Source organism: Streptomyces bauhiniae (assembly GCF_004784475.1).
GTDB classification, from domain to species: Bacteria; Actinomycetota; Actinomycetes; order Streptomycetales; family Streptomycetaceae; genus Streptomyces; species Streptomyces seoulensis.
Window position 1 is genome coordinate 242112 of the sequence record NZ_SRRT01000004.1, and the last position, 22862, is coordinate 264973.

The window sequence follows — 22862 nt, forward strand, 5'->3', positions numbered from 1 at the left end:
AGTGGCCGAAACTATCCAGACCATGCCGGACCGGGCGGACGACACGCACCCCGGGGCATTAGCCGTATTTAAGCCCCATTTGTGCGGCGCCGGGACGCACGGGGGTCAGGGTTCGGCGATCTCCGCGTAGAGCTGGGACAGCTCGGGAAGGCCGCTGGTGGCCCATTGGCGGCCCGGCTCGGTGACCTCGAACTCCCGGCCGGAGACGAGCCGCAGAACCGGTTCTCCGTCGCGTCTGATGCGCCAGACGGCGCCGGGTACGGTGCGCACGACCACGGTGCCGAGGTAGAGCCCGGCGTCGTTGCCCAGCCAGGGCAGCGTCTCGGCGTCGTCGCGCCAGCGCGGGACGAGCTGGTCCAAGGCCTCCAGGGAGGCCGGGGTGTCGTCCAGGCGTACGCCCGCCCGGTCCGCCTGGGAGCGCAGCAGTTCGCACTCGGAGAGCAGGGCGGCGATTGCCTCGGGGTCGGCCGGGAGCGCCGCGTCACCGCTCTTGCCGCGCCGGTGGCCCAGGAACGGGATGTTCATGGGCCCCAGCGTCGCATCAGACGTCGAGGTCGACCACCACCGGCGCGTGATCGGACGCGCCCTTGCCCTTGCGCTCCTCGCGGTCGACGTAGGCGTCCTTGACCGCGCCGGCGAACGGGCCGTTGCCGTACACCAGGTCGATGCGCATGCCGCGGTTCTTGGGGAAGCACAGCTGGCGGTAGTCCCAGTACGTGAAGGGGTGGTCGTACTTCAGCGGGCGGGGCACCACGTCGCTCAGGCCGGTCTCGCGCAGCGCGGCCAGGGCGGCGCGCTCGGCGGGGGTGACGTGGGTGGCGCCCTCGAAGGCGGCGCGGTCGTACACGTCGTCGTCGGCCGGGGCGATGTTGTAGTCACCGAGGACGGCGAAGGGGCGGCCGCCCGCCGCGTCCCCGGCGACGGCCGTCTTCAGGGCGTCCAGCCACTGGAGCTTGTACGCGTAGTGCGGGTGGTCGACCTCGCGGCCGTTGGGCACGTACACCGACCAGACGCGGACCGGGCCGCAGGTGGCCGAGACGGCGCGGGGCTCCTGGGCGCCCTCGTAGCCCGGGTCGCCGGGCAGGCCCTTGACCACGTCCGCGAGGCCGACGCGGGAGAGCACCGCCACGCCGTTCCACCGGCCGGTGGCGTGGACCGCCGACTCGTAGCCCAGCTCGCGCAGGGCCTCGACCGGGAACTGCGCCTCGGCGACCTTGGCCTCCTGGAGGCAGAGCACGTCGGTGCCGCTGCTCTCCAGCCAGGCCAGCAGCCTCGGGAGACGGGCGGTGATCGAGTTCACGTTCCAGGTGGCGATGCGCATGTTCCACAACCTACCCGCCGGGTGTGACAACCGGGCTCACAGCTCGGGCAGCGCAGCTCGGGCGTCACAGCTCGGCCGAGGCCCCCGGTGCCAGGCGCAGGTGCTCGGCGTCGGCCAGGCCGCCGATCTGGCGGTCGTAGATCGGGCGGGCCAGGTCGGTGAGGAGGGCGTCGTGGACGTCGTAGGCGCGGCGGGGCCCGACCTCGCGGACGTACTCGATCACCTCGGAGATCTTGTTCCACGGTGCCATCACCGGGAGCATCAGGGTCTCCACGGGCTGGTCGGGGACGGTGAGGGCGTCGCCGGGGTGGAAGACTTTGCCGCCGTCGATCAGGTAGCCGACGTTGGTGATGCGCGGGATGTCCGGGTGGATCACGGCGTGCAGCTCGCCGTGGACCTGGACGTCGAAGCCGGCGGCGGTGAAGGTGTCGCCGTGGCCGACGGTGTGCACCCGGCCGGGGAAGGCGGCCGTGAGCTGGTCCGCGACCGACCTCAGGGTCCAGATCTCGGCCTCCGGGTTCGCCTCCAGCGCGGTGCGCAGCCTGCCCTCGTCGAAGTGGTCCGGGTGCTCGTGGGTGACGAGGACGACGTCCGCGCCGACCGCCGCGTCCGGCTCGCTGAAGTTGCCGGGGTCGATGACGAGCGTCCGGCCGTCCTTCTCCAGGCGGACGCAGGAGTGGGACTTCTTGATGAGCTTCATGACTTCCCGTCCTGGTCGTCGGGCCGCTTCCGTCTCCATCGTGCCGCCTCGGGCGGCCGGGGGCCTCACTCGGCGGGCGTGGTCTCCTCGCGGATGACCTGCTGGGCCACCCGGAAGGCGCTGTTCGCCGCCGGGACACCGCAGTAGACGGCGGCCTGGAGCAGCACCTCCTTGATCTCCTGCGGGGTGAGGCCGTTGCGGAGCGCGGCGCGGGTGTGGACGGCCAGGTCCTCCAGGTGCCCGCCCGCGACCAGCGCGGTGAGCGTGACGCAGCTGCGGGACCTGCGGTCCAGGGCCGGCCGGTCCCAGACCTCGCCCCAGGCGTAGCGGGTGACGAGTTCCTCGAAGTCGCCGGAGAATTCGTCGGCCCGCGCGAGCACGCCCTCGACGTGCGCGTCGCCCAGTACCTCGCGGCGGATCTTGAGGCCGGTCTCGTACCGGTCCGGCGGGGCGACCGGCTGGGGCGGCTCGGCGGCGGCCGCGATCTCGGCGACCGGGGCGGTGCGCGGGGGCGCGGCGGGGGCGGGCACGGGGGCCGGGGTGGGCATGGCGACCGGCGCGGGGGCGGCCGGGGCCGTGACGGGCGCGGCGGCGGCCGGGAGGGCGGTCTGGCCGGTGTCGAAGGGCTGCTGCCAGGCGGTGGAGAAGTGCCGGACCAGCAGGTCGGTGACGGCGGCGGGCTGCTCGACCGGCACCAGGTGGGAGGCGCCGGGTACGACCGCGAGGCGGGCGTCGTGGATGCCGGCGACCAGCGTGCGGGCCTCGGCGGGGCCGGTGACCTGGTCCTCGGAGCCGACCAGCACCAGCGTGGGCACGCCGATACGGCCCAGTTCCGGGCGTACGTCGAAGGCGGCGAGCGCCTCGCAGGCGGCGATGTAGCAGCCGGGGTCGGTGGTGCGGACCATCTGCACCGCCCACTCGGTGATCGCGGGCTGCGCGGCGGCGAAGCCCCCGGTGAACCAGCGGTCGGGCGCGCTTCGCGCGATCGGGTCGAGCCCGTTCGTGCGTACGATCACGCCACGCTGACGGAACTCGTCCGGCGTGCCGAACCGGGGCGAGGCGGCGACCAGCGCGAGCGAGGCGAGCCGCTCGGGGTGGCGCAGGGCCAGCTCGATGCCGACGGCGCCGCCCAGCGCGCAGCCCGCGTAGCCGAAGCGCTGCACGCCGAGGCTGTCCAGGGTGGCCAGCAGGCGCGTGGCCAGCTCCGCGACCGAACCGGCCGGGTGGGCGGGAGCGCCGCCGTGGCCCGGCAGATCGAAGCGCAGGACCCGCCACTGCTTGACCAGTTCCGGCACCTGGCGGTCGAACATGTGCCAGGTCGTGCCCAGGGAGGGCCCCAGGATGAGCACGGGGGCGTCTTCCGGGCCGTCGAACCGGTACTGAAGGGTGGGGGTCTTCTTCTCACTCACCGCACCACGCTAACCGCCCGGACGCCCTCGCCGGGCCGGGGGGCCCGGTGCGTGGCGGGGGGCTCCCCGGAAAGCGCGGCGAACTCTCACACGGTCTTCACGGCGGGCGTACGGCGGGTGTACTGCGCTCAGAGCGAGTCCGGTATGTCCAGGGTGGTGAGGGCGGAGACCGGGTCCAGGCCGGGCGCGCCGCGCGGCCACCAGTCGTCGTGGCCGGGCTCCGACTCGTACGCGTACCACAACCCGTCCTGGCCCAGGCGGAGTTGGGCGTGGCCCGCCGGGTGGGTGAGGTGGTTGCGCCAGGGGCGGAAGGCGGGCAGGTCGGCGGCGAGCAGCAGCGGGCGGGCCCGGTCGAAGCGGCCCGCGGGCGGGTCCCAGGGCTCCTCCAGCACGGTCAGCCCCGCGAGGCCGCCCTGCCGCCAGGCGGCGACCGCGCGGGCCAGTTCGGCGGGGGTGCGGTCCACGGCGGTGGCCAGGGTGGCGTACAGGGTGCGGGTGGCGGCGGTCAGGCCGGAGCCGGGGCGGGCGGCGGCGAGGCGTACCGCGTCCTGCCACAGCGTCAGCCCGCCCACCGGGTCCCGTCCGGTGGTGAGCAGCGCGTGCGCGCGGGCGGCGGCGTCGGTGGCCAACTGGTCCAGCGCGAACGGGTCGGGTCCGCCGGGCGCCGCCGGGTACGCCGGGGGCGCCTCGGGGTGCGCGGGCGCGGGCAGCGGGGCCGGGAGCGGGGGCAGCGGGCGTCCGGCCAGCGCCTCCGACGCGCGTACGCCGGGCAGCGCGGCCGGGCCCCGCTCGCGTGCGGCACGGGCCGCGCTCGCCGCGCTGCGCCGGGACAGCGTGTCCAGCAGCTCCCGCTCGCCCCGGCCCCGCAGCAGGAGCAGCACGAACGGGTCGGCGTCCAGCAGCCGGGCCGTCTGGTAGCAGAGCGCGGCCGCGTGCTTGCAGGGGCGGCCGGAGTCGGGGCAACTGCACTGCGGGATCAGGTCGCCGGCACCGGGCAGCAGGGGCACGCCCCGGTCGGCCAGGGTGTGCGGCAGCTCCTTGTCGAGCAGCGCGGCGATGTCGGCCGGGCTGTCCACCGCCGCCTCCAGAAGACGCTCCCAGTCCTCCTCGCTCAGCGTCCGGAGCCGCAACTGCACGCGGTACGGGCGCGGGCGGCTCCCCCGCACGTACGCCAGCACCAGTCCCGGTGTCACCGTGATCGCGTCGACGTTGCCCGCGTCCGCGTAACCGCGCCCTCGGGCCAGCCGGTTGGCGTCCAGCGCGGTGTGCTCCAGGGCATCGACCCATGCCTGTCCCCACCAGGTGGTGGCGAAGTCCTGCGGTTCGGGGCGGGGGGCGAACGGGGGGAAGGTGCGGCGGAGTTCGCTGTCCCGGTGGGGGGTGGCCATGGAGGAGGGGTGGTGGGGCGGCGCGGGGTGGTCGGGGGTGCGGGTCGGGGTGGTGCGGGGCGCGGGTGGGGTCGGGGTGTGCTCGGTGGGGGGTTCCGGGGTGTCGGTGCGCGGCTGGGCTTCTTCGGCCTCGGGGTCGTCGGCCAGGTCGGGCATGCGGAAGGCGGTGCTGAGGAAGTTCCGCATGTCGCGGGCTACTTGGGCGTGGGGGGAGCGGCCTTCGGTGGCGGCGGCGGGTGCGGGGCGCGGGGTGGTCTTGCGGGGGCGGCGCTCGCCCCGGTCGGCCTCCCGGCGGGCGGCGCGGAGTGCTTCGCGGGCCGCGTCGCCGGGGCGGGGGCTGGTCGGGGTCGGCTGGGGGGCTGCGGGCGCGGCCGGCTCGTCGGGGTCGGCATCAGCTTCCTCCGATGCCGAGGCCGGGGCCGGGGCCGGGGCCGAGGCCGCCTCCCCGTCACGCCGAGCCGCCACAGCGGCCCGCAGCGCGGCCCGGGCCACCTCACCGGGCCGGGCGCCGGGCTCGGCAGCCGTCGGGCCGGGCCGGCCCCCGGGCTCCGGCACCTCAACTTCCTCGCTCGGCCGTCCCCCCAGCGCGGCCCGAGCGGCGTCACCGGGGCGCTGCTCCTCCTCCCGCACCCCCGCCGACGCGGCATCCCTCTCCACCGATTCCGCCTCGGCGGCATCCCGGGCCGCGTCGGGCTCAGCCGCACCGAAGCCCCCCGCCCGAGCCGCGCGCAGCGCCTCGCGGGCCTCCTCCGCCGGGTTCCGCTCCTCGGCACTCATTCCGGCCTCCGCAGGGACACGAGGTCGGTCAGTTCGCGGTCGGTCAGCTCGGTGAGGGCCGCCTCGCCGGAGCCGAGGATGGCATCGGCCAGGGCACGCTTGGCGGTGAGCATCTCGGCGATGCGGTCCTCGACCGTGCCCTCGGTGACGAGGCGGTGGACCTGGACGGGCTGGGTCTGCCCGATGCGGTACGCGCGGTCGGTGGCCTGTTCTTCCACGGCGGGGTTCCACCAGCGGTCGAAGTGCACGACGTGTCCCGCGCGGGTGAGGTTCAGCCCGGTGCCCGCCGCCTTGAGGGAGAGCACCAGCACCGGGATCTCCCCGGACTGGAACCGGTCCACCATCCGCTCCCGCTCGGGCACCGGGGTACCGCCGTGCAGCAGGTCGACCGGGATCGCGCGGTCGGCCAGGTGGGCGGTGATGAGCCGGGCCATGCCGACGTACTGGGTGAAGACCAGGACCGAGCCGTCTTCGGCGAGCACGGTGTCCAGCAGCTCGTCCAGCAGAGCGAGCTTGCCGGAGCGGGCGGAGAGCCGGTCGGGGTGGGCGGGCTCCTCCTTGAGGTAGAGCGCCGGATGGTCGCAGATCTGCTTGAGGGCGCCGAGCAGCTTGAGGACCAGGCCCCGGCGGGCGATGCCGTTCGCGTCCTCGATGGCCATCATCGACTCGCGCACCACGGCCTCGTACAGCGCGGCCTGTTCGCGGCTGAGCGGGACCGGGTGGTCGGTCTCGGTCTTGGGCGGGAGTTCGGGCACGATGCCGGGGTCGGACTTCTTGCGGCGCAGCATGAACGGCCGGACGAGCCTTGCCAGCCGCTCCACCGCCTCGGCGTCCTCGCCGTTCTCCACGGCACGCGCGTGCCGGGCGCGGAAGGACTTCAGGGGGCCGAGCAGGCCGGGCGTGGTCCAGTCGAGCAGGGCCCACAGCTCGGAGAGGTTGTTCTCCACCGGGGTGCCGGTGAGCGCCACGCGCGCGGGGGTCCGGATCGTGCGCAGCGCCTTCGCGGTGGCGGAGTACGGGTTCTTCACATGCTGGGCCTCGTCCGCGACGACCATGCCCCACTGGTGCTCGGCGAGCTGGGCGGCGGCGGAGCGCATGGTGCCGTAGGTGGTGAGGACGAAGCCGCCGGTGAGGCCGTCGAGGGTGCGGTCGGCGCCGTGGAAGCGGCGGACGGCGACACCGGGCGCGAAGCGGTTGATCTCGCGCTGCCAGTTGCCCAGCAGGGAGGCGGGGCAGACCACGAGGGTCGGCTCGGTGCGGGCGCGCTTGAGGTGCAGGGCGATGAGGGTGATCGTCTTGCCGAGGCCCATGTCGTCGGCCAGGCAGCCGCCGAGGCCGAGGGAGGTCATCAGGTCGAGCCAGGCCAGCCCGCGCAACTGGTAGTCGCGCAGGGTCGCGTCGAGCCCGGCGGGCGGCTCGGCGGGGGCGAGCCCTGCGGTGAGCCGGTCGCGCAGGGCCGCGAGGGCGCCGGTCGGGACGGCCTCCACGGTCTCGCCGTCGACCTCGGCGGTGCCGGTGAGGGCGACGGCGAGCGCGTCGACGGGGTCGAGCAGGCCCAGTTCGCGCTTGCGGGCCTTGCGGACCAGGGCGGGGTCGACCAGGACCCAGCGGTCGCGGAGCCGGACGACCGGGCGGTGGGCCTCGGCGAGGGCGTCCATCTCGGCCTCGGTGAGCGGGTCGCCGCCGAGCGCCAGTTGCCAGCGGAAACTGAGCAGCTCCTCGCTCTCGAAGAAGCCGGTGCCGTCGGTCGCGGAGCCCGGGGCGGTGCGGACCTCGGCGGTGGCGGCGAGGTCGCTCGCGAGGTCGCGGGGCCAGTGCACGGCGACCCCGGCGGCGGCGAGCCGGCTCGCGGCGACGCCGAGCAGGTCGGTGACCTCCTCCTCGGACAGGGCGAGCACGTCGGGCACGTCCTGCTCGGCGAGGCGGTCCAGCGGCGCCCACACGCGCGCGGCGCGCCGGACGGCGAGAGCGGCGTCCACGTGCGCGCGGGGTCCGAAGGCGTCCGCGTCCCCGGCCCAGACGGCCGCCGCGTCGGCCACCAGGGTGGGATCGGCCAGGCTGTGCACCTGCACGACGGCGGCACCGGCCGCCCGCGCCCGCTGGTCGTCACTGGTGTCGAAGACGCTGTACCCGGACAGGTCCAGCCGCAGCGAGACACGTACGCCCGCGTCCATACCCGCGGCGACCTCGGCCGCCCAGTCCTGGGCGCCGGGCAGCGGCTGGGGCTCGCGGGCGGCGAAGGGGCGTCCGCCGGCGTGCGGGGCGGCGGGGGTGCGGGGCAGGGTGTCCGCGACGGCGTCCAGGAAGGCGCGGACCAGGGCCTCGGGCTCGGGCAGGGTCAGCGGTCCGGGGCCGGGCAGCGGCACGGCGTGGCCCTCGGGCGGCATAGCGGCGGCCACCGCGCGCAGGTGCGCGATGTCGTCGGGCTCCAGCGGCCCGGCTCGCCAGGCGTCGTGGCCGGTCGGGGTGAGACCGGGGAGCAGGCGCCCCCGCGCGGTCAGGCGCAGCGCGTGCAGCGCGGCGGCCCCCCAGCAGGCGGTGGCCGGGTGGGCGGCCGGATCGTGCCGGGCCCGGACCAGCAGGGGCAGGGCGTCGGCGAGGGGCAGGGTGAGCGCGGGCACCTGACGGCGCCGTACGCCCGTGCCGTGCGGCCGTACGACGGTCAGCTCGTCGGTGGCGTCCAGGAGGGGCTCGCCGTCGGGGTCCCAGAAGGCGACGCGGGCCTCGCGCGGGAGGGGCGCGGGCAGGAACACGCAGGCGAGGCGTGCCGGGACCGTGTCCTCGGTCCGCGCGCGGGCTGTCGCCGTGGCCGTGCCGTCACTCATGTGTCCTGTCACCTCCCTCCCTGTCGGATGAGCCGTGTCCGACTGTACGGGCGGGGTCTGACAATGGGCTGCACGCCCAGGTCAGGGCACCGTGCGGCTGACCACGTACACCGTCGGATAGACCGGGTCGGACATGTTCACGACCACGTCCTGGGTGGGGGCCGGGTTCTTCTGCTTGTGGGTGTAGCCGGACCAGGGGCCGGGGCCGGTGAGGTTCCAGCCGGAGATCTGGCGGTCGCGGGCGCCGATGGTGACGGCGCCCTGCTCAAGCTGGTCGCGGCGGATGCCGAGGGTGCCGAGGAAGCTGTCCAGGCCCGCGCCGTTGGTGCGGAACTGCACGTACAGGCGGCTGGTCTTCCAGTTGTTGGTCTCGTAGTAGGCGAGCCGGTCGGCGGGGTGCGGTACGGGTACCTGGTAGAGGCGGCGCTGCACCTTGGAGGGCCAGCCGGGGGTGAGGCCGGTGGCCGAGTACTTCGCTTCCTTGTCCTTGCCGCTGTCCCGGCTCTGGTTGGCGGAGATCACCAGGTAGCCGGCCGGTACGCCGATGAGCAGCACGATGATCAGCAGGGTGAGGGCGCGGCGCTTGACGCGGTGCCGCGGGTCCTCCCCCGCCGGGTGCGGCGCGGGCGGGGCGGCCGCCTGGTGCGGAAGCGAGGTGGTCATGCGGAGTCCACGTCCCGGCGGCCCTGGGTGTACCGCTCGTAGCGTTCGAAGCGCTCCACGCGGCGGCGCTTGGCGCGGCGGAAGCGGCGGGCGACCAGCCGGGCCAGGTCCGCGGCGCCGACCATGCCGGCCTCGGGGCCGAGCTGGGCGCGGGTGATGCGGGCCTCGGGCCGGTAGCCGCGGCCGGTGAGATGGCGCTTGAAGGCGTCCCGCGCGGGGCCGATGAGCAGGTCGTCGGCCGCGCTGACCCCGCCGCCGATGACGAAGCAGGACGGGTCGAGGGCGGCGGCGAGGTTGGCGATGCCGACGCCGAGCCACTGCCCGATGTCCTGGAGCAGCTCGATGCACATGGCGTCGCCCTCGCGGGCCAGCTCGGTGATCATCGGGCCGGTGATGTCGCCGATGCTGCCCTTGACGTGCTCGATGATCCCGTAGGCGACCGGGGAGTCGGCGGCGGCCAGCTCCCGCGCCTCGCGGACCAGGGCGTTGCCGGAGCTGTACTGCTCCCAGCAGCCGCGGTTGCCGCACGGGCACCGGTGTCCGCCGGGCACGACCTGCATATGGCCGAACTCGCCCGCGACGCCGAACTTGCCCCGCTTGACCTGGCCGTCCTCCAGGATGGCGCCCCCGATGCCGGTGCCGAGGGTGATCATCACGAGGTGGTCCTCGCCGCGCCCGGCGCCGAAGCGCCACTCGGCCCAGGCCGCGGTGTTGGCGTCGTTGTCCACCAGGACGGGCACGGACAGCCGGGCGGCGAGGCGGTCGCGCAGCGGCTCGTTGCGCCAGGACAGGTGGGGGGCGAACAGCACGCGGTTGCGGTCGGCGTCGACCCAGCCGGCCGCGCCGATGCCCACCGCGTGCACGTCGTGCCGGTCGGAGAGGTCGAGCACCAGCTCGGCGATGGTGTCCTCGACGACCTGGGGGCTCTTGGACTTGTCCGGGGTCTCCGCGCGGAGCTTCTCCAGGATGTTGCCGTCGGCGTCCACGACGCCCGCCATGACCTTGGTGCCGCCGATGTCGATGCCCACCGTGGGCACGCGGGGCGCGGTCAGGTGGGAGCGGCGTTCCCGGGTGCCCACCGTGCGCAGGACGGGGGCGCGGCGGGAGCCGATGGGGGCGGCGAGGTCGCGGTAGGTGCTCATCGGGCTCGATTGTGCCTCACGCTCACGCCGGGCGCGGCGCTGTCGGGGGCGGAGCCGCGAATCCCCGCGGCTCCGCGCCCGTCAGCCGCGCTTCAGCTCGTGGTGCAGAGCGTCCAGGTCCGCTCCGCCCGCCATCTGCTTGGTCAGTTCGTCCAGGGTGATCTCGTCGCGTGTGTGGTTGCCCACCATGGCGCCGCGCCGCAGCAGCACGAAGCGGTCGCCGACGAGATGCGCGTGGTGCGGGTTGTGGGTGATCAGCACGACACCCAGGCCCGCATCACGTGCCGCGGCCACATATTTGAGGACCACACCGGACTGCTTGACGCCCAGTGCGGCGGTGGGCTCGTCCAGGACGAGCACCTTGGCGCCGAAGTGCACGGCGCGCGCGATGGCCACGCACTGGCGCTCGCCGCCGGAGAGGGTGCCGATGGGCTGGTCGACGTCGCGCAGGTCGATGCCCATGCGCAGCAGTTCCTCGCGGGTGGTGCGGCGCATGAGGTCGGTGTCCAGGCGTGCGAAGGGGCCCTTGCCCTTGCGGGGCTCGGAGCCGAGGAAGAAGTTGCGCCAGACCGGCATCAGGGAGACCACGGCGAGGTCCTGGTAGACCGTGGCGATGCCCCGGTCCAGGGCGTCGCGCGGGGAGGCGAGCCGGGTCTCCTCGCCCTCGATGCTGAGGGTGCCGCCGTCGTGCTGGTGGAGCCCCGCGATGGTCTTGATCAGGGTGGACTTGCCCGCGCCGTTGTCGCCGAGGACACAGGTGATCTCCCCGGCGTGCACCTGGAGGGAGACGCCCTCCAGGGCGCGCACGTTGCCGTAGTGCTTGCTGACATCGGTCAGCTCGACCAGGGGCACGCGCTCTTCGGTGACGGTCATTTCGTGGCCTCCGCGCGCTTGCGGACCCAGGTGTTGAGCAGGGTCGCCAGGAGGAGCATCGCTCCGAGGAAGAACTTGAACCAGTCCGGGTTCCACTCGGCGAAGACGATGCCCTTGCTGGTCATGCCGAACAGCAGGGCGCCGACCGCCGAGCCGATGGCGCTGCCGTAGCCGCCGGTGATCAGGCAGCCGCCGATGACGGCCGCGATGATGTAGATCAGCTCGTTGCCGACGCCCTCGCCGGACTGGACGGTGTCGAAGGAGAACAGCAGGTGCTGCCCGGACACCCAGGCGCCGAACGCGACGCCCATGTAGAGGCCGATCTTGGTCTTGGCGACGGGGACGCCGACCGCGCGGGCCGCGTCCTCGTTGCCGCCGACCGCGAAGATCCAGTTGCCGACGCGGGTGCGCAGCAGCACCCAGGAGGCGAGGGCGACCAGGCCGAGCCACCACACCACGGTGACCTTGAGGTCGACCCCGCCGAGGCCGATCGTCGAGGCGAACACGGCGTGCGCGCTCGGGAAGCCCTCCATGTCGCCGATCGACTTGGTGGACACCGTGCCGTCGATCAGCTTGGTGAAGCCCAGGTTCATGCCGGTGAGCATCAGGAACGTGCCCAGCGTGACGATGAAGCTGGGCAGCTTCGTACGCGTCAGCATGAACCCGTTGAACGCCCCGACGGCCAGGGTGACCAGCAGGGACACCCCCGCGCCGACCCAGATGTTCGCCGTCATCTGGTAGCTGAACATCGAGGAGATCAGCGCGGACGACGTGACCATGACGCCGGCCGAGAGGTCGAACTCGCCGCCGATCATCAGCAGGGCCACGGGGACGGCCATGATGCCGATGGTCGAGGAGGCGTACAGCACGGTGCTGACGCTGGACGGGCGGAGGAACCCGTCGGCGGCGACCGCGAAGAAGACCAGGACCGCGAGGGCGCCGACGACCGAGCCGAGTTCGGGCCGGGACATCAGCTTGCGCAGCGGGGAGGTGCGCAGCAGCCGCTCGTCGCGGGGCCGCTCGCCGCCCGGTGCCGGGCCCCCGGTCGGCCGGGTGTCGGTGGTGGTGCTCATCGGGTGCCCCGATCGGTGTACGCCGCGAGCGCGCCCGCCTGGTCCTTGGTGATGATCTGCGGACCGGTCAGGACCGGCTTGCCGCCGCCGAGGACGTCGCCGTTGTACTTGTACAGCCACAGCAGGTCGACCGCCTCGTAGCCCTGGAGGTAGGGCTGCTGGTCCACGGCGAAGCCGAGGGTGCCGTCCTTCAGCTCGGCGGCGACCTTGGCGTTGAGGTCGAAGGTGTCGACCTCGGCCTTGCTTCCGGCGTCCTCCTTGGCCTTCACCACGGTGTCGGCGTAGGGGGCGCCCAGGGTGACGACGGCGTCCACGTCCCGGTCGGCCTGGAGCTTGGCGCCCACGGCGGACTGGACGTCGGGCATGTTGGTGCCGTTGACGTAGAGCTTGCGGACCTTGCCGTGGAAGGTCTTCTCCACGCCGTCGCAGCGCTGCTCGTGGCCGACGTTGCCCTGTTCGTGCAGGACGCACAGGGCGTTCTTGCGGCCGCGCTTGTTCAGCTCCTCGCCCACGGCCTCACCGGCGATGGTCTCGTCCTGGCCGATGTGGCCGAGCGCGCCGAACGCCTTGGACTGCGCCGAGCCGGAGTTCACCGTGACCACCGGGATGCCGGCCTTGCGGGCGCGGGCCACGGCCGCCTTGAGGGCGTCGGGCTTGGCCAGGCTGACGATGATCCCGTCGACCTTCTTGTCGATCGCGGCGTCGACGAGCTGCGCCTGCTGCTGGGCCTCGTCGTCGTGCGAGTACAGGAAGTTGATGTTGTCCTTGACCGCCGCCTGCTTGGCGCCGCTCTGCACGATGTCCCAGAAGGTGTCGCCGTCTCCGGAGTGGGTGATCATCGCGATGGTCCAGCGGGGGGTGGACACCGCCGCCCTGCCCTGAGCCGTGGCGGCCTTGCGGGCGTCCTCGGCCTTCTTGCCGCCGGTGCTGCTGCAGGCGGTCAGCGAGACGCAGGCGAGCAGTGCGAACGCTCCTGCCACCGTCATGCCTACCCGGTTCTGAAACCGTGCCACGAGGCCGTGCCCTTCTTGCCGTGTTCTCACGCAAACGTGCCGTGTTCTGACGCAAACACTTCAGTATCGAACACGCGGAACACTGGTTACCCGTCCGGGGCCCACCTGACAGGGTATTTGTCCGGACAATGTGACGCGGCCGGGGGTGCCTCAGGGGCGCACGAGAAGCTGGAACTCGAAGGAATACCGGGCCGGACGGTAGGTGTGGTCGCCCCGCTCGACCGCGCGGCCGGTGTCGTCGAACGTGACGCGGCTCATGGTGAGCAGCGGGGCGCCCTCGGCCTCGGCGAGCCGGTCGGCCTCGGCGGAAGTGGCGCCGCGGGCGCCGATGGACTGGCGGGCGCTGTGCAGGGTGATGCCGGCCGCGCGCATCAGCCGGTACAGGCCGGTGGCCTCCAGCCGGGCGGTGTCGAGGTCCAGCAGACCGAGCGGCAGATGGTTGACCAGATACGCCATCGGCTCGCCGTGCGCGAGGCGCAGCCGTTCGACGCGGTGCACGTCGTTGCCCTCGGTGACGCCGAGCGCGGCGGCGATCTCGGCGGTGGCCGGGACGACCGTGTTGACCAGGACCTTGGTGGCGGGGCGCCGACCGGCCGCTTCCAGGTCGTCGTAGAGGCTGCTCAGTTCCAGCGGGCGCTTGACCTGGCTGTGCACGACCTGGGTGCCGACGCCCCGGCGGCGCACCAGCAGCCCCTTGTCGACGAGGGACTGGATGGCCTGGCGGACGGTGGGCCGGGACAGGCCGAGCCGCGCGGCCAGCTCGATCTCGTTGCCGAGCAGGCTGCCGGGGGTGAGGGCGCCGCGCTCGATGGCCGCCTCCAGCTGCTGGGCGAGCTGGAAGTACAGCGGCACCGGGGAGCCTCGGTCCACGCGGAGGCCGAGCGGCGCGGTGGGGTCCACATCAGGTTTCGGCACGGGCCCGAGCGTAGTCCGGTGCCCGGATGACGGGAAGTCGTGAAGTCCGGTTGTCCTGACATTTTGATTGACAGGTGCACGTTGTTCCCCCTCAATGTGTCCTCATGCGCATCGGGGTCATCGGGACAGGCCGCATCGGGGCCATCCACGCCAACACACTGAGCCGCCACCGGGAGGTCGGATCGCTGATCCTGACGGACTCCGATCCGTTACGCGCGCAGGAACTGGCGCACCGGCTCGGGGAGACGGCGGCGCCGGGCGTGGACGAGGTCTTCCAGTGGGGCGTGGACGCCGTGGTGATCACCACGGCGACGGCGGCGCACGCGGAGCTGATCGGCCGCGCGGCCCGCTCCGGGCTGCCGGTGTTCTGCGAGAAGCCGATCGCGCTCGACCTGCCCGGCACGCTGCACGCGCTCGCCGAGGTCGCGGCGGCGGGGACCGTGCTCCAGATGGGCTTCCAGCGGCGCTTCGACGCGGGGTACGTCGGCGCCCGTGAGGCGGTGCGCTCGGGCCGGCTCGGCCGGCTGCACACTGTGCGCGCCCTGACCTCCGACCAGTCCCCGCCCCCGCCCGAGTGGCTCCCGCTGTCCGGCGGGCTGTTCCGGGACACCCTGATCCACGACTTCGACATCCTGCGCTGGGTCACCGGCCGCGAGGTGACCGACGTGTACGCGACCGGCTCCGACGCCGGTCCCCCGATGTTCCGCGAGGCTGGCGACGTCGACACCGGCGCGGCCCTGCTCACCCTGGACGACGGCACCCTCGCCACGGCCACCGCGACCCGCCTCAACGGCGCCGGCTACGACGTCCGCATGGAGCTGTCCGGCGAACTCGACACGGTTGTGGTGGGGTTGGACGACCGCACCCCGATCGCCTCCACCGAACCGACGGGCCCTCCCCCGGCCGACAAACCCTGGCCCGGCTTCCTCGAACGCTTCGGCAGCGCCTACGAGTCCGAACTCTGCACCTTCGTCGACGTGGTCCGCGGCGAACACCCCAACCCCTGCGACGGCTGGCAGGCGTTGCAGGCCCTGCGCATCGCGGAGGCGTGCGAGATCTCCCGGCGCGAACGAAGAGCGGTCGCCCTGGCGGAGGTTCCGGACCGGGTGCAGTCCTCCTACGTCTGAGCCGCCCCGGACACGGCCCCGCCCCGCGACCCCTGGTGTGGGGGGAAGGATCGCGGGGCGGGTCGAACGGAGTGGTCAGCAGCCGTAGTTGACGAGGTTGAACGTGGCGTAGTGGTCGGAGGTGTAGTAGTCCTCCTGGGTCCGCTGGCCGGTGACGATGCGGCGGGCGCCACGGGTGGAGTCGCCCGGGGTCTTCACCGTGTACTCGTGGTAGTACCCGGAGGACTGGCTGGGGAGGACGCCCTCGCGGTTCTGGAAGACGACACCGTCCTGGGAGTACGGGTACGGGCCGCCCTGGGCGATGAGGTCGAGGGTGTCGTGCGCCTGCGACGGCAGGGAGCCGTAGCAGATGCTGCCGACCGAGGCGGTGGCCGCGTCCGCGGTGGTGGCGGAGACGGTGCCGCCGACGAGGAGGGCGGAGAGGAGGGCCGCCGCAGCGCCGATACGAGTGGTGCGTGGGGGGAATCTCATGGGTTCATGATGACGCGCGTAGACGCGTTCATGTCAATGACGGAGATGTGGATTTTCCCGGCAGGTCCGATGAGTTCTCGCGGAGTTAACCTGCCCCAACAGGAGCCGTTGGGGCTCCTGTTGGCATCCCGTCGGCTGGCTAGAAGGACCCGTACTCGGGGCGGCCGTCGAGGTCGTACGTCTGGATGGAGACCCCCTTGCCGGTGACCGTGCCGCCCGCGTGCTTGAAGCGGGTGGGGACGGCGCCCTCCACGAACAGCCGGCGCCCCTCACCCAGCACGACGGGGAAGGTCAGCAGGTGCAGGGTGTCGATCAGGCCGAGGTTCACCAGCGAGCGGACCAGCGCCCCGCTGCCGTGGAGCTGGACCTCGCCCTCGGTGCGCTCCTTCAGCGCCTGGACCTCCTTGGCGAGGTCGCCGGAGAGCACGGTCGTCCCGGCCCACTCGGGGTTCTGGACGGTCGCGGAGACGACGTACTTCGGCAGCGCGTTCAGCTTGGCCGCGACCGGGTTGCCGGGGTCGGTCACCTTGGGCCAATAACCCGCGAAGATGTCGTAGGTGTGGCGGCCGAGCAGGAAGGCGCCGGCCCGGCGGAAGCTCTGGTCGACGAAGCCGCCGAAGTCGTCGTCGGCGTACGGGAAGGTCCAGCCGCCCTGGCCGAAGCCGCCGCTGGTGTCCTCCTCGGGGCCGCCGGGTGCCTGGTAGACGCCGTCGAGCGAGACGAAGACGGTGGAGACGAGCTTGCCCATGAGGAGCCTTCTTCCGGGTGCGGGGTCGTGCTGTCAACGGTGCAGACCCCGCGCGGGACCGCAACTCATCGGTCCCCCCGGCGCGCCTCAGCCGTCCAGCTCCCGGAACCGCGCGGCCAGCCGGCTCGCCCCGGCCTCGGTGAGGGAACCGAAGAGGCGCAGCCGGGAGATCCCGCCGTCCGGATGGATGTCGACGCGCGCGTGCGTGCCGACGGCCGGCGCCGGGAGCGGGAAGCGGTGGTTGGTGTCCGGCTGGAGCCGGGTGCGCGGAAGGATCTCGGTCCACTCCCCGCTCTCGCCGTCCCGCACCGACACCGACGCCCAGCCCGCGCTGTTCCCCTTCAGATACGCCGTGTCGATCTCCACCGCCCGCACCAGCGCCTGTTCGGTCAGCCGGTACGTGATCCAGTCGTGGCCCCGGTCGCGGCGGCGCCGGGTCTCCCAGCCGTCGTCCATCCGCTGGGAGCGGCCCGGCCGTACGGTGTTGGCGGCCGGGGAGTAGAAGCGGTCGGAGGCGTCCTCGGCCCGGCCCCCGTTCTCCAGCGCGGCCACGTCGAAGGTGCCGAGCGTGGCCAGCCACTCCGGGTCCGGGACGATCTCGCCGTACGCGCGCAGCCGGGCGACTCCGCCGTCCGGGTGCTGGTTGAGGCGGAGGTGGGTGAAGCGTTGGGGCGCGGAGACGACGAAGCCGTTCGCCGCGTGGCCGCCGACCGGGGTGACCGGGACGAGCGTCGTCCACTTCACGTCGTCACCGAGCAGGTCCTCGGGGGACGGGTTGCCGGGCGCCGACGTGGCCTCGACGGAGACGGCCTGCGGATGGTTGCCCCGGAAGTGCGCGGTGTCGACCACGATCCCGCGGATCACACCGGGTGTGCCGAGGCGGATCAGCGCCCAGTCGTGGTCGTCGGCGCCCGGCCAGGGGTCCTCGGCGCTCGGGCCGCGCCGCCGCCTCGTCTCCCAGCCGTCCATGATCTTGCCCTTGTGGCCGAAGCGGCCGGGCTCGAACTCGGCGCGGTGGGGCAGCAGCAGGTTCTCCCGCTCGGCGAAGAACTCGTCGTTGGCGGCGATCACCCCGGCCCCCAGGCGCCGGTCGGCGAGGTCGGGGTGGTGGGTGAAGGGGAAGTCCGCGGTGCGGTAGTCCGCGTAGGGGTCGCCACCGCCGTAGGGAGCCGCGTCGCCGGTGAAGCGGGGCGGGGTGGAGGGTTGCTGCGCCGTCACGGTGATCGGGGGTCCTTTCGGCAGGGGGTACGGGGCTCAGCCGGTACGGGTGAGCAGGCGGCCCTTCGGCTCGGTGAACTCGCCCTCGCTGTAGACCCGTTGGCCGCGCAGCCAGGTGGACTTCACCACGCCGTGCAGGGTCTTGCCGGCGTACGCGGTGACCGGGTTGCGGTGGTGGAGGCGGGCCGGGTCGACGGTGAAGGTGTCCTCCGGGGCGAGTACGGCGAAGTCGGCGTCGCGGCCCGGTGCGATGGCGCCCTTGCGGTCGAGACCGGCGAGAGCGGCGGTCTTGGCGGACATCCACTGGGTGACGTCGGTCAGTTGGTGCCCGCGCACGCGTGCCTCGGTCCAGATCGCGGGGAGGCTGAGCTGGAGGCCGGAGATGCCGCCCCAGGCGGTGGCGAAGTCCGGTGTCTTGAGGTCGGCGGTCGAGGGCGAGTGGTCGGTGACGACACAGTCGATCGTGCCGTCCGCGAGCGCCTGCCAGAGCAGGTCCCGGTTGGCGGCCTCGCGGATGGGCGGGCAGCACTTGAACTCGCTTGCCCCGTCCGGGACTTCCTCGGCGCTCAGGGTGAGGTAGTGCGGACAGGTCTCCACGGTGACGCGGACGCCTTCGGCGCGGGCGGCGGCGATGAGGGGGAGGGCGGCGGAGGAGGAGAGGTGGAGGACGTGGACGCGGGCGTTCAACCTGCTTGCTTCGCGCAGCAGTTGGGCGATGGCGTCCGTCTCAGCCGCGTGTGGGCGGGAGGCGAGGAAGCCCGCGTACGCCGGGCCGGCGGGGGCGTCCGTGAGGTGGGACGGGTCCTCGGCATGCACGATGAGCAGTCCGTCGAACTCGGTGATCTCGCCCAGGGAGGCAGCCAGTTGGGCGTTGTCCAGGTGGGGGAACTCGTCCACGCCGGACGGTGAGAGGAACGCCTTGAAGCCGAACACCCCGGCCTCGTGCAGCGGGCGCAGATCCTTGACGTTACTGGGCAGCGCGCCACCCCAGAAGCCGACGTCGACGTGGGTCCGGCCCTGTGCCGCCTCCTTCTTGATGCGGAGGTGGTCGACCGTGGTGGTCGGCGGCAGGGAGTTCAGCGGCATGTCGACGAGGGTGGTGATACCCCCGGCCGCCGCGGCACGGGTCGCGGTCCAGAACCCCTCCCACTCGGCCCGGCCGGGGTCATTGACGTGCACGTGCGTATCGACCAGGCCGGGCAGCAGCGCGTCGTCCCCCAGGTCGACGGCCGCAACCTCCGCCTCGTACGGCAGCACAGCCTCGATCGTCCCGCCGGCAACGGTGACCGTCGCGGCCCGCACCCCCTCCGGGGTGACCACACGCGTGGACCGCAGCGCCAACTCGACGTCGTCGGACACCCGAACCCCTCTCAGCCGTTCACGCCCAGGAAACGGTATTAACACCCATGTAACGGACTTCAACGTTCTGTTGAAGGAGTCTCGCGGTCCGCTCGGCCAGGAGTCAAGAGTGCCAGCCGCTGGGGCCGCGGGGCCTGAGCGGACGAGGGGGTGTTCGCGGGGGTCGGCCGCAGATGTTGCCGCACGTCACGCGGTGGCTGGCGGTGTGGGCCGGCGCGCGCCATGGCGGGTGGCCCACTGGCGGTGGAGCGCGGCTGCCAGCCCAGCAGGGTGCGGGCCTGGGCGGCGTCGGCGCGTACGAGGAGGCTGGGCAGGCGGCGCCGGGGCACCCGGTGCGCGCCCTCGCCCAAGCGCTCGCGCAGGGTGGCGGCGATGTACGCGAAGGGCGCCGCGTCACCGGCGGCGGCGATGAAGCGCCGTCCGGCGGCCTCGGGCGCGGTCATGGCCCGCAGGTGCAGGTCGACGACGTCCCGGACGTCGACCACGGCCGTGGACAGGTCGGGGAGTCCGGGCATCCTGCCGTCCCTCATTGCCTGGATCAGTTGCAGCGACCCCGACAGGCGCGGTCCGAGCGCGGGTCCGATCGGTCGCGGCGAAACCGCTTCCGCCGGTCACCAGGTGTCGGGGTTGAAAACGCCTTAGCGAAAACGTACTGTCGAAAACGCATTTTCGCTAACCGGGTCTCCCGAACCGCGGGTCACGCGAACCAGCCATCCACGATGAGGAGCAGTGATGAACGAGCGGTCGCCGGCCCCCAACCGGCGCAGACGGCTGACCGACGAGCGCGAGCGCGAGATCCTCGATGCCACTTTCGATCTGGTGGCCGAGGTCGGCTACGAGCAGGCGACCCTGGACGAGGTCGCCCGGCGCAGCAAGGCGAGCACCGCCACGCTGTACCGGCAGTGGGAGAACAAGCCCAGACTGGTGATCACGGCGATGATGGCGCGCAAATACCCGCCGCTGCCCCCCGTCGACACCGGAGACCTGCGCGCCGACCTGGTGGCGCTGGCCCGGCTGATGCCGCCGCCGCACCCGGCCGGCACACCGACCCTGGGCATCTGGCAGGCCGTCATGACCGACCCCCAACTGGCCCAGGCGCTGCGCGACGTGCTCCTCGCCCCCTACCTCGATGCACTGCGCGCCATCCTCGACCGGCACGTCGAAGGCGGCGCGATCCGCCCGGACAACCCGGCCCTGCGGCACGCCGAGACGTTCCTCGTCGGCACGTTCTTCGTCGAGAAGCTCTTCACCGGCACGGAAGCCGACGCCGACCAGTTGATCGCGGCCATCGACGCCCTGCTCCTGCCGGCCCTGACCACCGGCCACTGACCCCCGTGGTCAGCCACCGGCGCCCTTGCCCCGCCGGTGCACTCTCCGACGCACAAGCGAGGAATCACCTGATGAGCAGCACACCGAACGACACCGTCCTGGTCACCGGAGGCTCGGGCTTCCTCGGCGTCCGGGTGATCGCCCAGGCCCTCGCGGAGGGCCATCGGGTGCGCACCACCGTACGTTCCCGGGCCAAGGAGGCGCGGGTCCGGGAAGACCTGAAGGCCATGGGCACCGACGCGGACGACCGGCTCTCCTTCGTCGAGGCGGACCTGACCGCGGACGAGGGCTGGACCGAAGCGGTGACCGACTGCCGCTACGTCCTGCACACCGCCTCCCCCTTCCCCGGCGGCGAGCCCGACCACGAGGACGACCTGATCGTCCCCGCCCGCGAAGGCACCCTGCGCGTCCTGCGCGCAGCTCGCGACGCACACGTCCAGCGCGTGGTCGTCACCTCCTCCTTCGCCGCCGTCGGCTACGGGAGGCCCGCCACCGAGCGGGCCTTCACCGAGGACGACTGGACCGACCCCGACAGCGGCATCCCCGCCTACATCAGGTCCAAGACCCTGGCCGAACAGGCCGCCTGGGACTTCGTCGAGCGCGAGACCGACGGGCCGGAACTCGCCGTGATCAACCCGGTCGGCATCTTCGGCCCCGTCACCGGACCCGATCACTCCACCTCGATCAACATGATCACCAACCTGTTCGGCGGAGCCCTGCCCGGCACCCCACGGCTGTACTTCGCCGTCGTCGACGTCCGCGACGCCGCCGAGCTGCACCTGCGCGCCATGAGCGACCCCCAGGCCGCCGGGCAGCGCTTCATCGCCGCCGCGGGCGACGCCGTCTCCCTGCACCAGATCGCGCTCGCCATCCGCGAACGCCTCGGCCCCGCCGCCGAGGCCGTTCCGGCCGAGGAACTCCCCGACCAGGCCGTGCACCGAGCGGCCCGGGCCAACCCCGCCCTGCAGAGCATGCTGCCCAACCTCGGCAAGATCCGCCACGTCAGCAACGACAAGGCCCGCACCGTGCTCGGCTGGAACCCGCGCAGCAGCGCCGATGCCGTGGCCGCCACCGCCGAAAGCCTGCTCCGCCTCGGCCTGCTGCCGCCCACCAGCGGCAAGTAGCCCCCGCCCCGGCTCCGGGCCGTCAGGCCACACCTCTTCCAAGGACCCGATCCGATGAGCATCCCCCCGGACGTGGCCGCCGCCCGTCACATCAGCCTGACCACCTACCGCAAGAACGGCGCCCCCGTCGCCACCCCCGTCTGGCTCGCCCCGGACGGGGAGCGCCTGGTGGTATGGACCGACCCGGCAAGCGGCAAGGTCAAACGGCTGCGCCACACCGCCCACGTCACCCTCAGCGTCAGCGACAGCCGCGGCCGGGTCCCGCACGACGCCCCGCGCCACCAGGCCACCGCCCAGCTCCTGGGCGTCACCGAAAGCCGGGCGGCCCGCCGGGCCCTGGCCCGCCGCTACCTCCTGGTCCGCCTGACCGACCTGGCAACCCGCCTTCTGCCCCGTACAGCCCGCCCCGGCATCGCCCTCGCCATCACCTTCCCTTCCTGACCCACCGCCCCGCCCGGCCCGAGGAGCGCCTTTCATGAACACACCGCCGACCCCGCAGAGTCCACAGCGAGTGCGACCAGCGTGACGGCGGTGCGGATCAGCCAGTGGGCTCTGGCCGCGGCCGGCATCGGCACCTTCGTCTTCCATTCCGCGATCGAGCGGGCCGCACCGGCCTGCCGCCGCCCTACCCCGGGTCTCGTCACGCGGTCCGCGCAGGCGGCCCGATACACCCGCGCCTGCCCCCACCCCTGCATGCTGGTCCCATGACACCCGACCAAGCTCCCCGCCATCCCCAAGTCGCCGGGCTCCTGCTCGCCGCCGGAGGGGGGCGGAGGCTCGGGGGGCGGCCCAAGGCGCTGTTGCGGCATGACGGGGTACTGCTCGTTGAGCGGGCAGCCCGTGCTCTGCGGGAGGCCGGGTGTGACCGGGTGCACGTGGTGCTCGGAGCGGGGGCTGAAGAGGTGGGCGCACAGGCCGAGTTGAGCGGATGCGTGCTCGTGGAGAACCCCCGCTGGGCCGAAGGCATGGGGTCCTCCCTGCGGGCCGGGCTTCGCTCACTCGCGGGTACGGATGCGCGCGCCGCTCTCGTGAGCCTTGTCGATCAGCCGGGCATCGGACCCGAGGCGTACGCACGGGTGCTGGACGCGTTCACCGGTGAGACCTCCCTCGCCTCGGCCGCGTACGACGGCAGGCGCAACCACCCGGTGCTGCTGGGCGCCGCCCACTGGCCGGGGGTGGTCGAGGCCGCCCAGGGTGATCAGGGGGCCCGCGCCTACCTGCGCCGGCACTCCGCCGAGATCCGCCTCGTGGAGTGCGGGGACGTGGCGGAGCCGTACGACATCGACACCGGGGCCGACCTCGGCAGGCTGCGGCCCGGCGGGGCCCATTGAGGTTCGGCGATCAGGAAATTACGCTGCCCAGTCCGACCAGCCCGCCACGGAGGAAG

The 22862-nt window shown here is 73.2% G+C and carries 22 protein-coding genes; 5 read left to right on the plus strand and 17 right to left on the minus strand.

Features of this window, described 5'->3' with window-relative positions:
- Positions 1–105 precede the first annotated feature (105 nt).
- The 12 genes from E5083_RS15035 to E5083_RS15090 form a co-directional block, all read right to left on the minus strand.
- On the minus strand, positions 106–525 hold the full coding sequence (locus tag E5083_RS15035) for a DUF6278 family protein (RefSeq protein ID WP_135786191.1): 420 nt from the start codon (positions 523–525) through the stop codon (positions 106–108).
- Between the two features lie 16 nt (positions 526–541).
- Positions 542–1321, minus strand: coding sequence for an exodeoxyribonuclease III (locus E5083_RS15040; protein WP_135786192.1), 780 nt, complete (start codon positions 1319–1321; stop codon positions 542–544).
- 64 nt (positions 1322–1385) lie between these two features.
- Complete coding sequence (locus E5083_RS15045; RefSeq protein ID WP_135786193.1) at positions 1386–2021, minus strand: MBL fold metallo-hydrolase; 636 nt, start codon at positions 2019–2021, stop codon at positions 1386–1388.
- Positions 2022–2086: 65 nt separating this feature from the next.
- A complete protein-coding gene (gene pcaDC, locus E5083_RS15050; protein WP_135786194.1) occupies positions 2087–3430 on the minus strand; it encodes a bifunctional 3-oxoadipate enol-lactonase/4-carboxymuconolactone decarboxylase PcaDC in 1344 nt (447 codons plus the stop codon).
- Positions 3431–3558: 128 nt separating this feature from the next.
- Positions 3559–5595: an SWIM zinc finger family protein gene (locus E5083_RS15055; RefSeq protein ID WP_135786195.1), complete on the minus strand. Its 2037-nt coding sequence runs from the start codon at positions 5593–5595 to the stop codon at positions 3559–3561.
- On the minus strand, positions 5592–8420 hold the full coding sequence (locus E5083_RS15060) for a DEAD/DEAH box helicase (protein WP_135786196.1): 2829 nt from the start codon (positions 8418–8420) through the stop codon (positions 5592–5594). Before E5083_RS15060 ends, E5083_RS15055 begins: the two co-directional genes overlap by 4 nt.
- 81 nt (positions 8421–8501) lie before the next feature.
- The gene (locus E5083_RS15065) at positions 8502–9083 is read right to left on the minus strand and encodes a sugar kinase (protein WP_135786197.1); all 582 of its coding nucleotides are present in this window, start codon (positions 9081–9083) and stop codon (positions 8502–8504) included.
- Positions 9080–10225: an ROK family glucokinase gene (locus tag E5083_RS15070; protein WP_135786198.1), complete on the minus strand. Its 1146-nt coding sequence runs from the start codon at positions 10223–10225 to the stop codon at positions 9080–9082. The genes E5083_RS15065 and E5083_RS15070 overlap by 4 nt, the downstream gene beginning before the upstream one ends.
- 81 nt (positions 10226–10306) lie before the next feature.
- Positions 10307–11098: an ATP-binding cassette domain-containing protein gene (locus E5083_RS15075; RefSeq protein WP_135786199.1), complete on the minus strand. Its 792-nt coding sequence runs from the start codon at positions 11096–11098 to the stop codon at positions 10307–10309.
- Positions 11095–12171: an ABC transporter permease gene (locus E5083_RS15080; protein WP_167513548.1), complete on the minus strand. Its 1077-nt coding sequence runs from the start codon at positions 12169–12171 to the stop codon at positions 11095–11097. Before E5083_RS15080 ends, E5083_RS15075 begins: the two co-directional genes overlap by 4 nt.
- Complete coding sequence (locus tag E5083_RS15085) at positions 12168–13184, minus strand: sugar ABC transporter substrate-binding protein (RefSeq protein ID WP_135786200.1); 1017 nt, start codon at positions 13182–13184, stop codon at positions 12168–12170. Before E5083_RS15085 ends, E5083_RS15080 begins: the two co-directional genes overlap by 4 nt.
- 150 nt (positions 13185–13334) lie before the next feature.
- Positions 13335–14084, minus strand: coding sequence for a GntR family transcriptional regulator (locus tag E5083_RS15090; protein WP_135786527.1), 750 nt, complete (start codon positions 14082–14084; stop codon positions 13335–13337).
- A gap of 119 nt (positions 14085–14203) precedes the next feature.
- Between E5083_RS15090 and E5083_RS15095 the strand changes: the two genes are divergently transcribed.
- Entirely contained in the window at positions 14204–15226 is a 1023-nt protein-coding gene (locus E5083_RS15095; RefSeq protein ID WP_135786201.1) for a Gfo/Idh/MocA family protein, read from the plus strand.
- A gap of 75 nt (positions 15227–15301) precedes the next feature.
- Here the strand turns inward: E5083_RS15095 and E5083_RS15100 are convergent, their stop codons facing one another.
- The 5 genes from E5083_RS15100 to E5083_RS15120 form a co-directional block, all read right to left on the minus strand.
- Positions 15302–15697: a ribonuclease domain-containing protein gene (locus tag E5083_RS15100; protein ID WP_135786202.1), complete on the minus strand. Its 396-nt coding sequence runs from the start codon at positions 15695–15697 to the stop codon at positions 15302–15304.
- A gap of 139 nt (positions 15698–15836) precedes the next feature.
- Positions 15837–16445, minus strand: coding sequence for a dihydrofolate reductase family protein (locus E5083_RS15105; protein ID WP_135786203.1), 609 nt, complete (start codon positions 16443–16445; stop codon positions 15837–15839).
- An 87-nt stretch (positions 16446–16532) separates the two neighbouring features.
- A complete protein-coding gene (gene alc / locus E5083_RS15110; RefSeq protein ID WP_167513558.1) occupies positions 16533–17669 on the minus strand; it encodes an allantoicase in 1137 nt (378 codons plus the stop codon).
- Between the two features lie 30 nt (positions 17670–17699).
- The gene (gene allB / locus E5083_RS15115; RefSeq protein WP_135786205.1) at positions 17700–19022 is read right to left on the minus strand and encodes an allantoinase AllB; all 1323 of its coding nucleotides are present in this window, start codon (positions 19020–19022) and stop codon (positions 17700–17702) included.
- Positions 19023–19081: 59 nt separating this feature from the next.
- On the minus strand, positions 19082–19537 hold the full coding sequence (locus E5083_RS15120; RefSeq protein ID WP_135786206.1) for an NAD-dependent epimerase/dehydratase family protein: 456 nt from the start codon (positions 19535–19537) through the stop codon (positions 19082–19084).
- A 217-nt stretch (positions 19538–19754) separates the two neighbouring features.
- On the opposite strand from E5083_RS15120, the gene E5083_RS15125 reads away from it, so the two are divergent.
- The 4 genes from E5083_RS15125 to E5083_RS15140 all read left to right on the plus strand — a co-directional run bounded on the left by E5083_RS15125 (position 19755) and on the right by E5083_RS15140 (position 22806).
- Entirely contained in the window at positions 19755–20351 is a 597-nt protein-coding gene (locus tag E5083_RS15125) for a TetR/AcrR family transcriptional regulator (protein WP_135786207.1), read from the plus strand.
- A gap of 71 nt (positions 20352–20422) precedes the next feature.
- Positions 20423–21475: an SDR family oxidoreductase gene (locus E5083_RS15130; protein ID WP_135786208.1), complete on the plus strand. Its 1053-nt coding sequence runs from the start codon at positions 20423–20425 to the stop codon at positions 21473–21475.
- Positions 21476–21529: 54 nt separating this feature from the next.
- A complete protein-coding gene (locus E5083_RS15135) occupies positions 21530–21916 on the plus strand; it encodes a PPOX class F420-dependent oxidoreductase (protein ID WP_135786209.1) in 387 nt (128 codons plus the stop codon).
- A 263-nt stretch (positions 21917–22179) separates the two neighbouring features.
- On the plus strand, positions 22180–22806 hold the full coding sequence (locus tag E5083_RS15140) for a nucleotidyltransferase family protein (protein ID WP_135786210.1): 627 nt from the start codon (positions 22180–22182) through the stop codon (positions 22804–22806).
- Positions 22807–22862 lie beyond the last annotated feature (56 nt).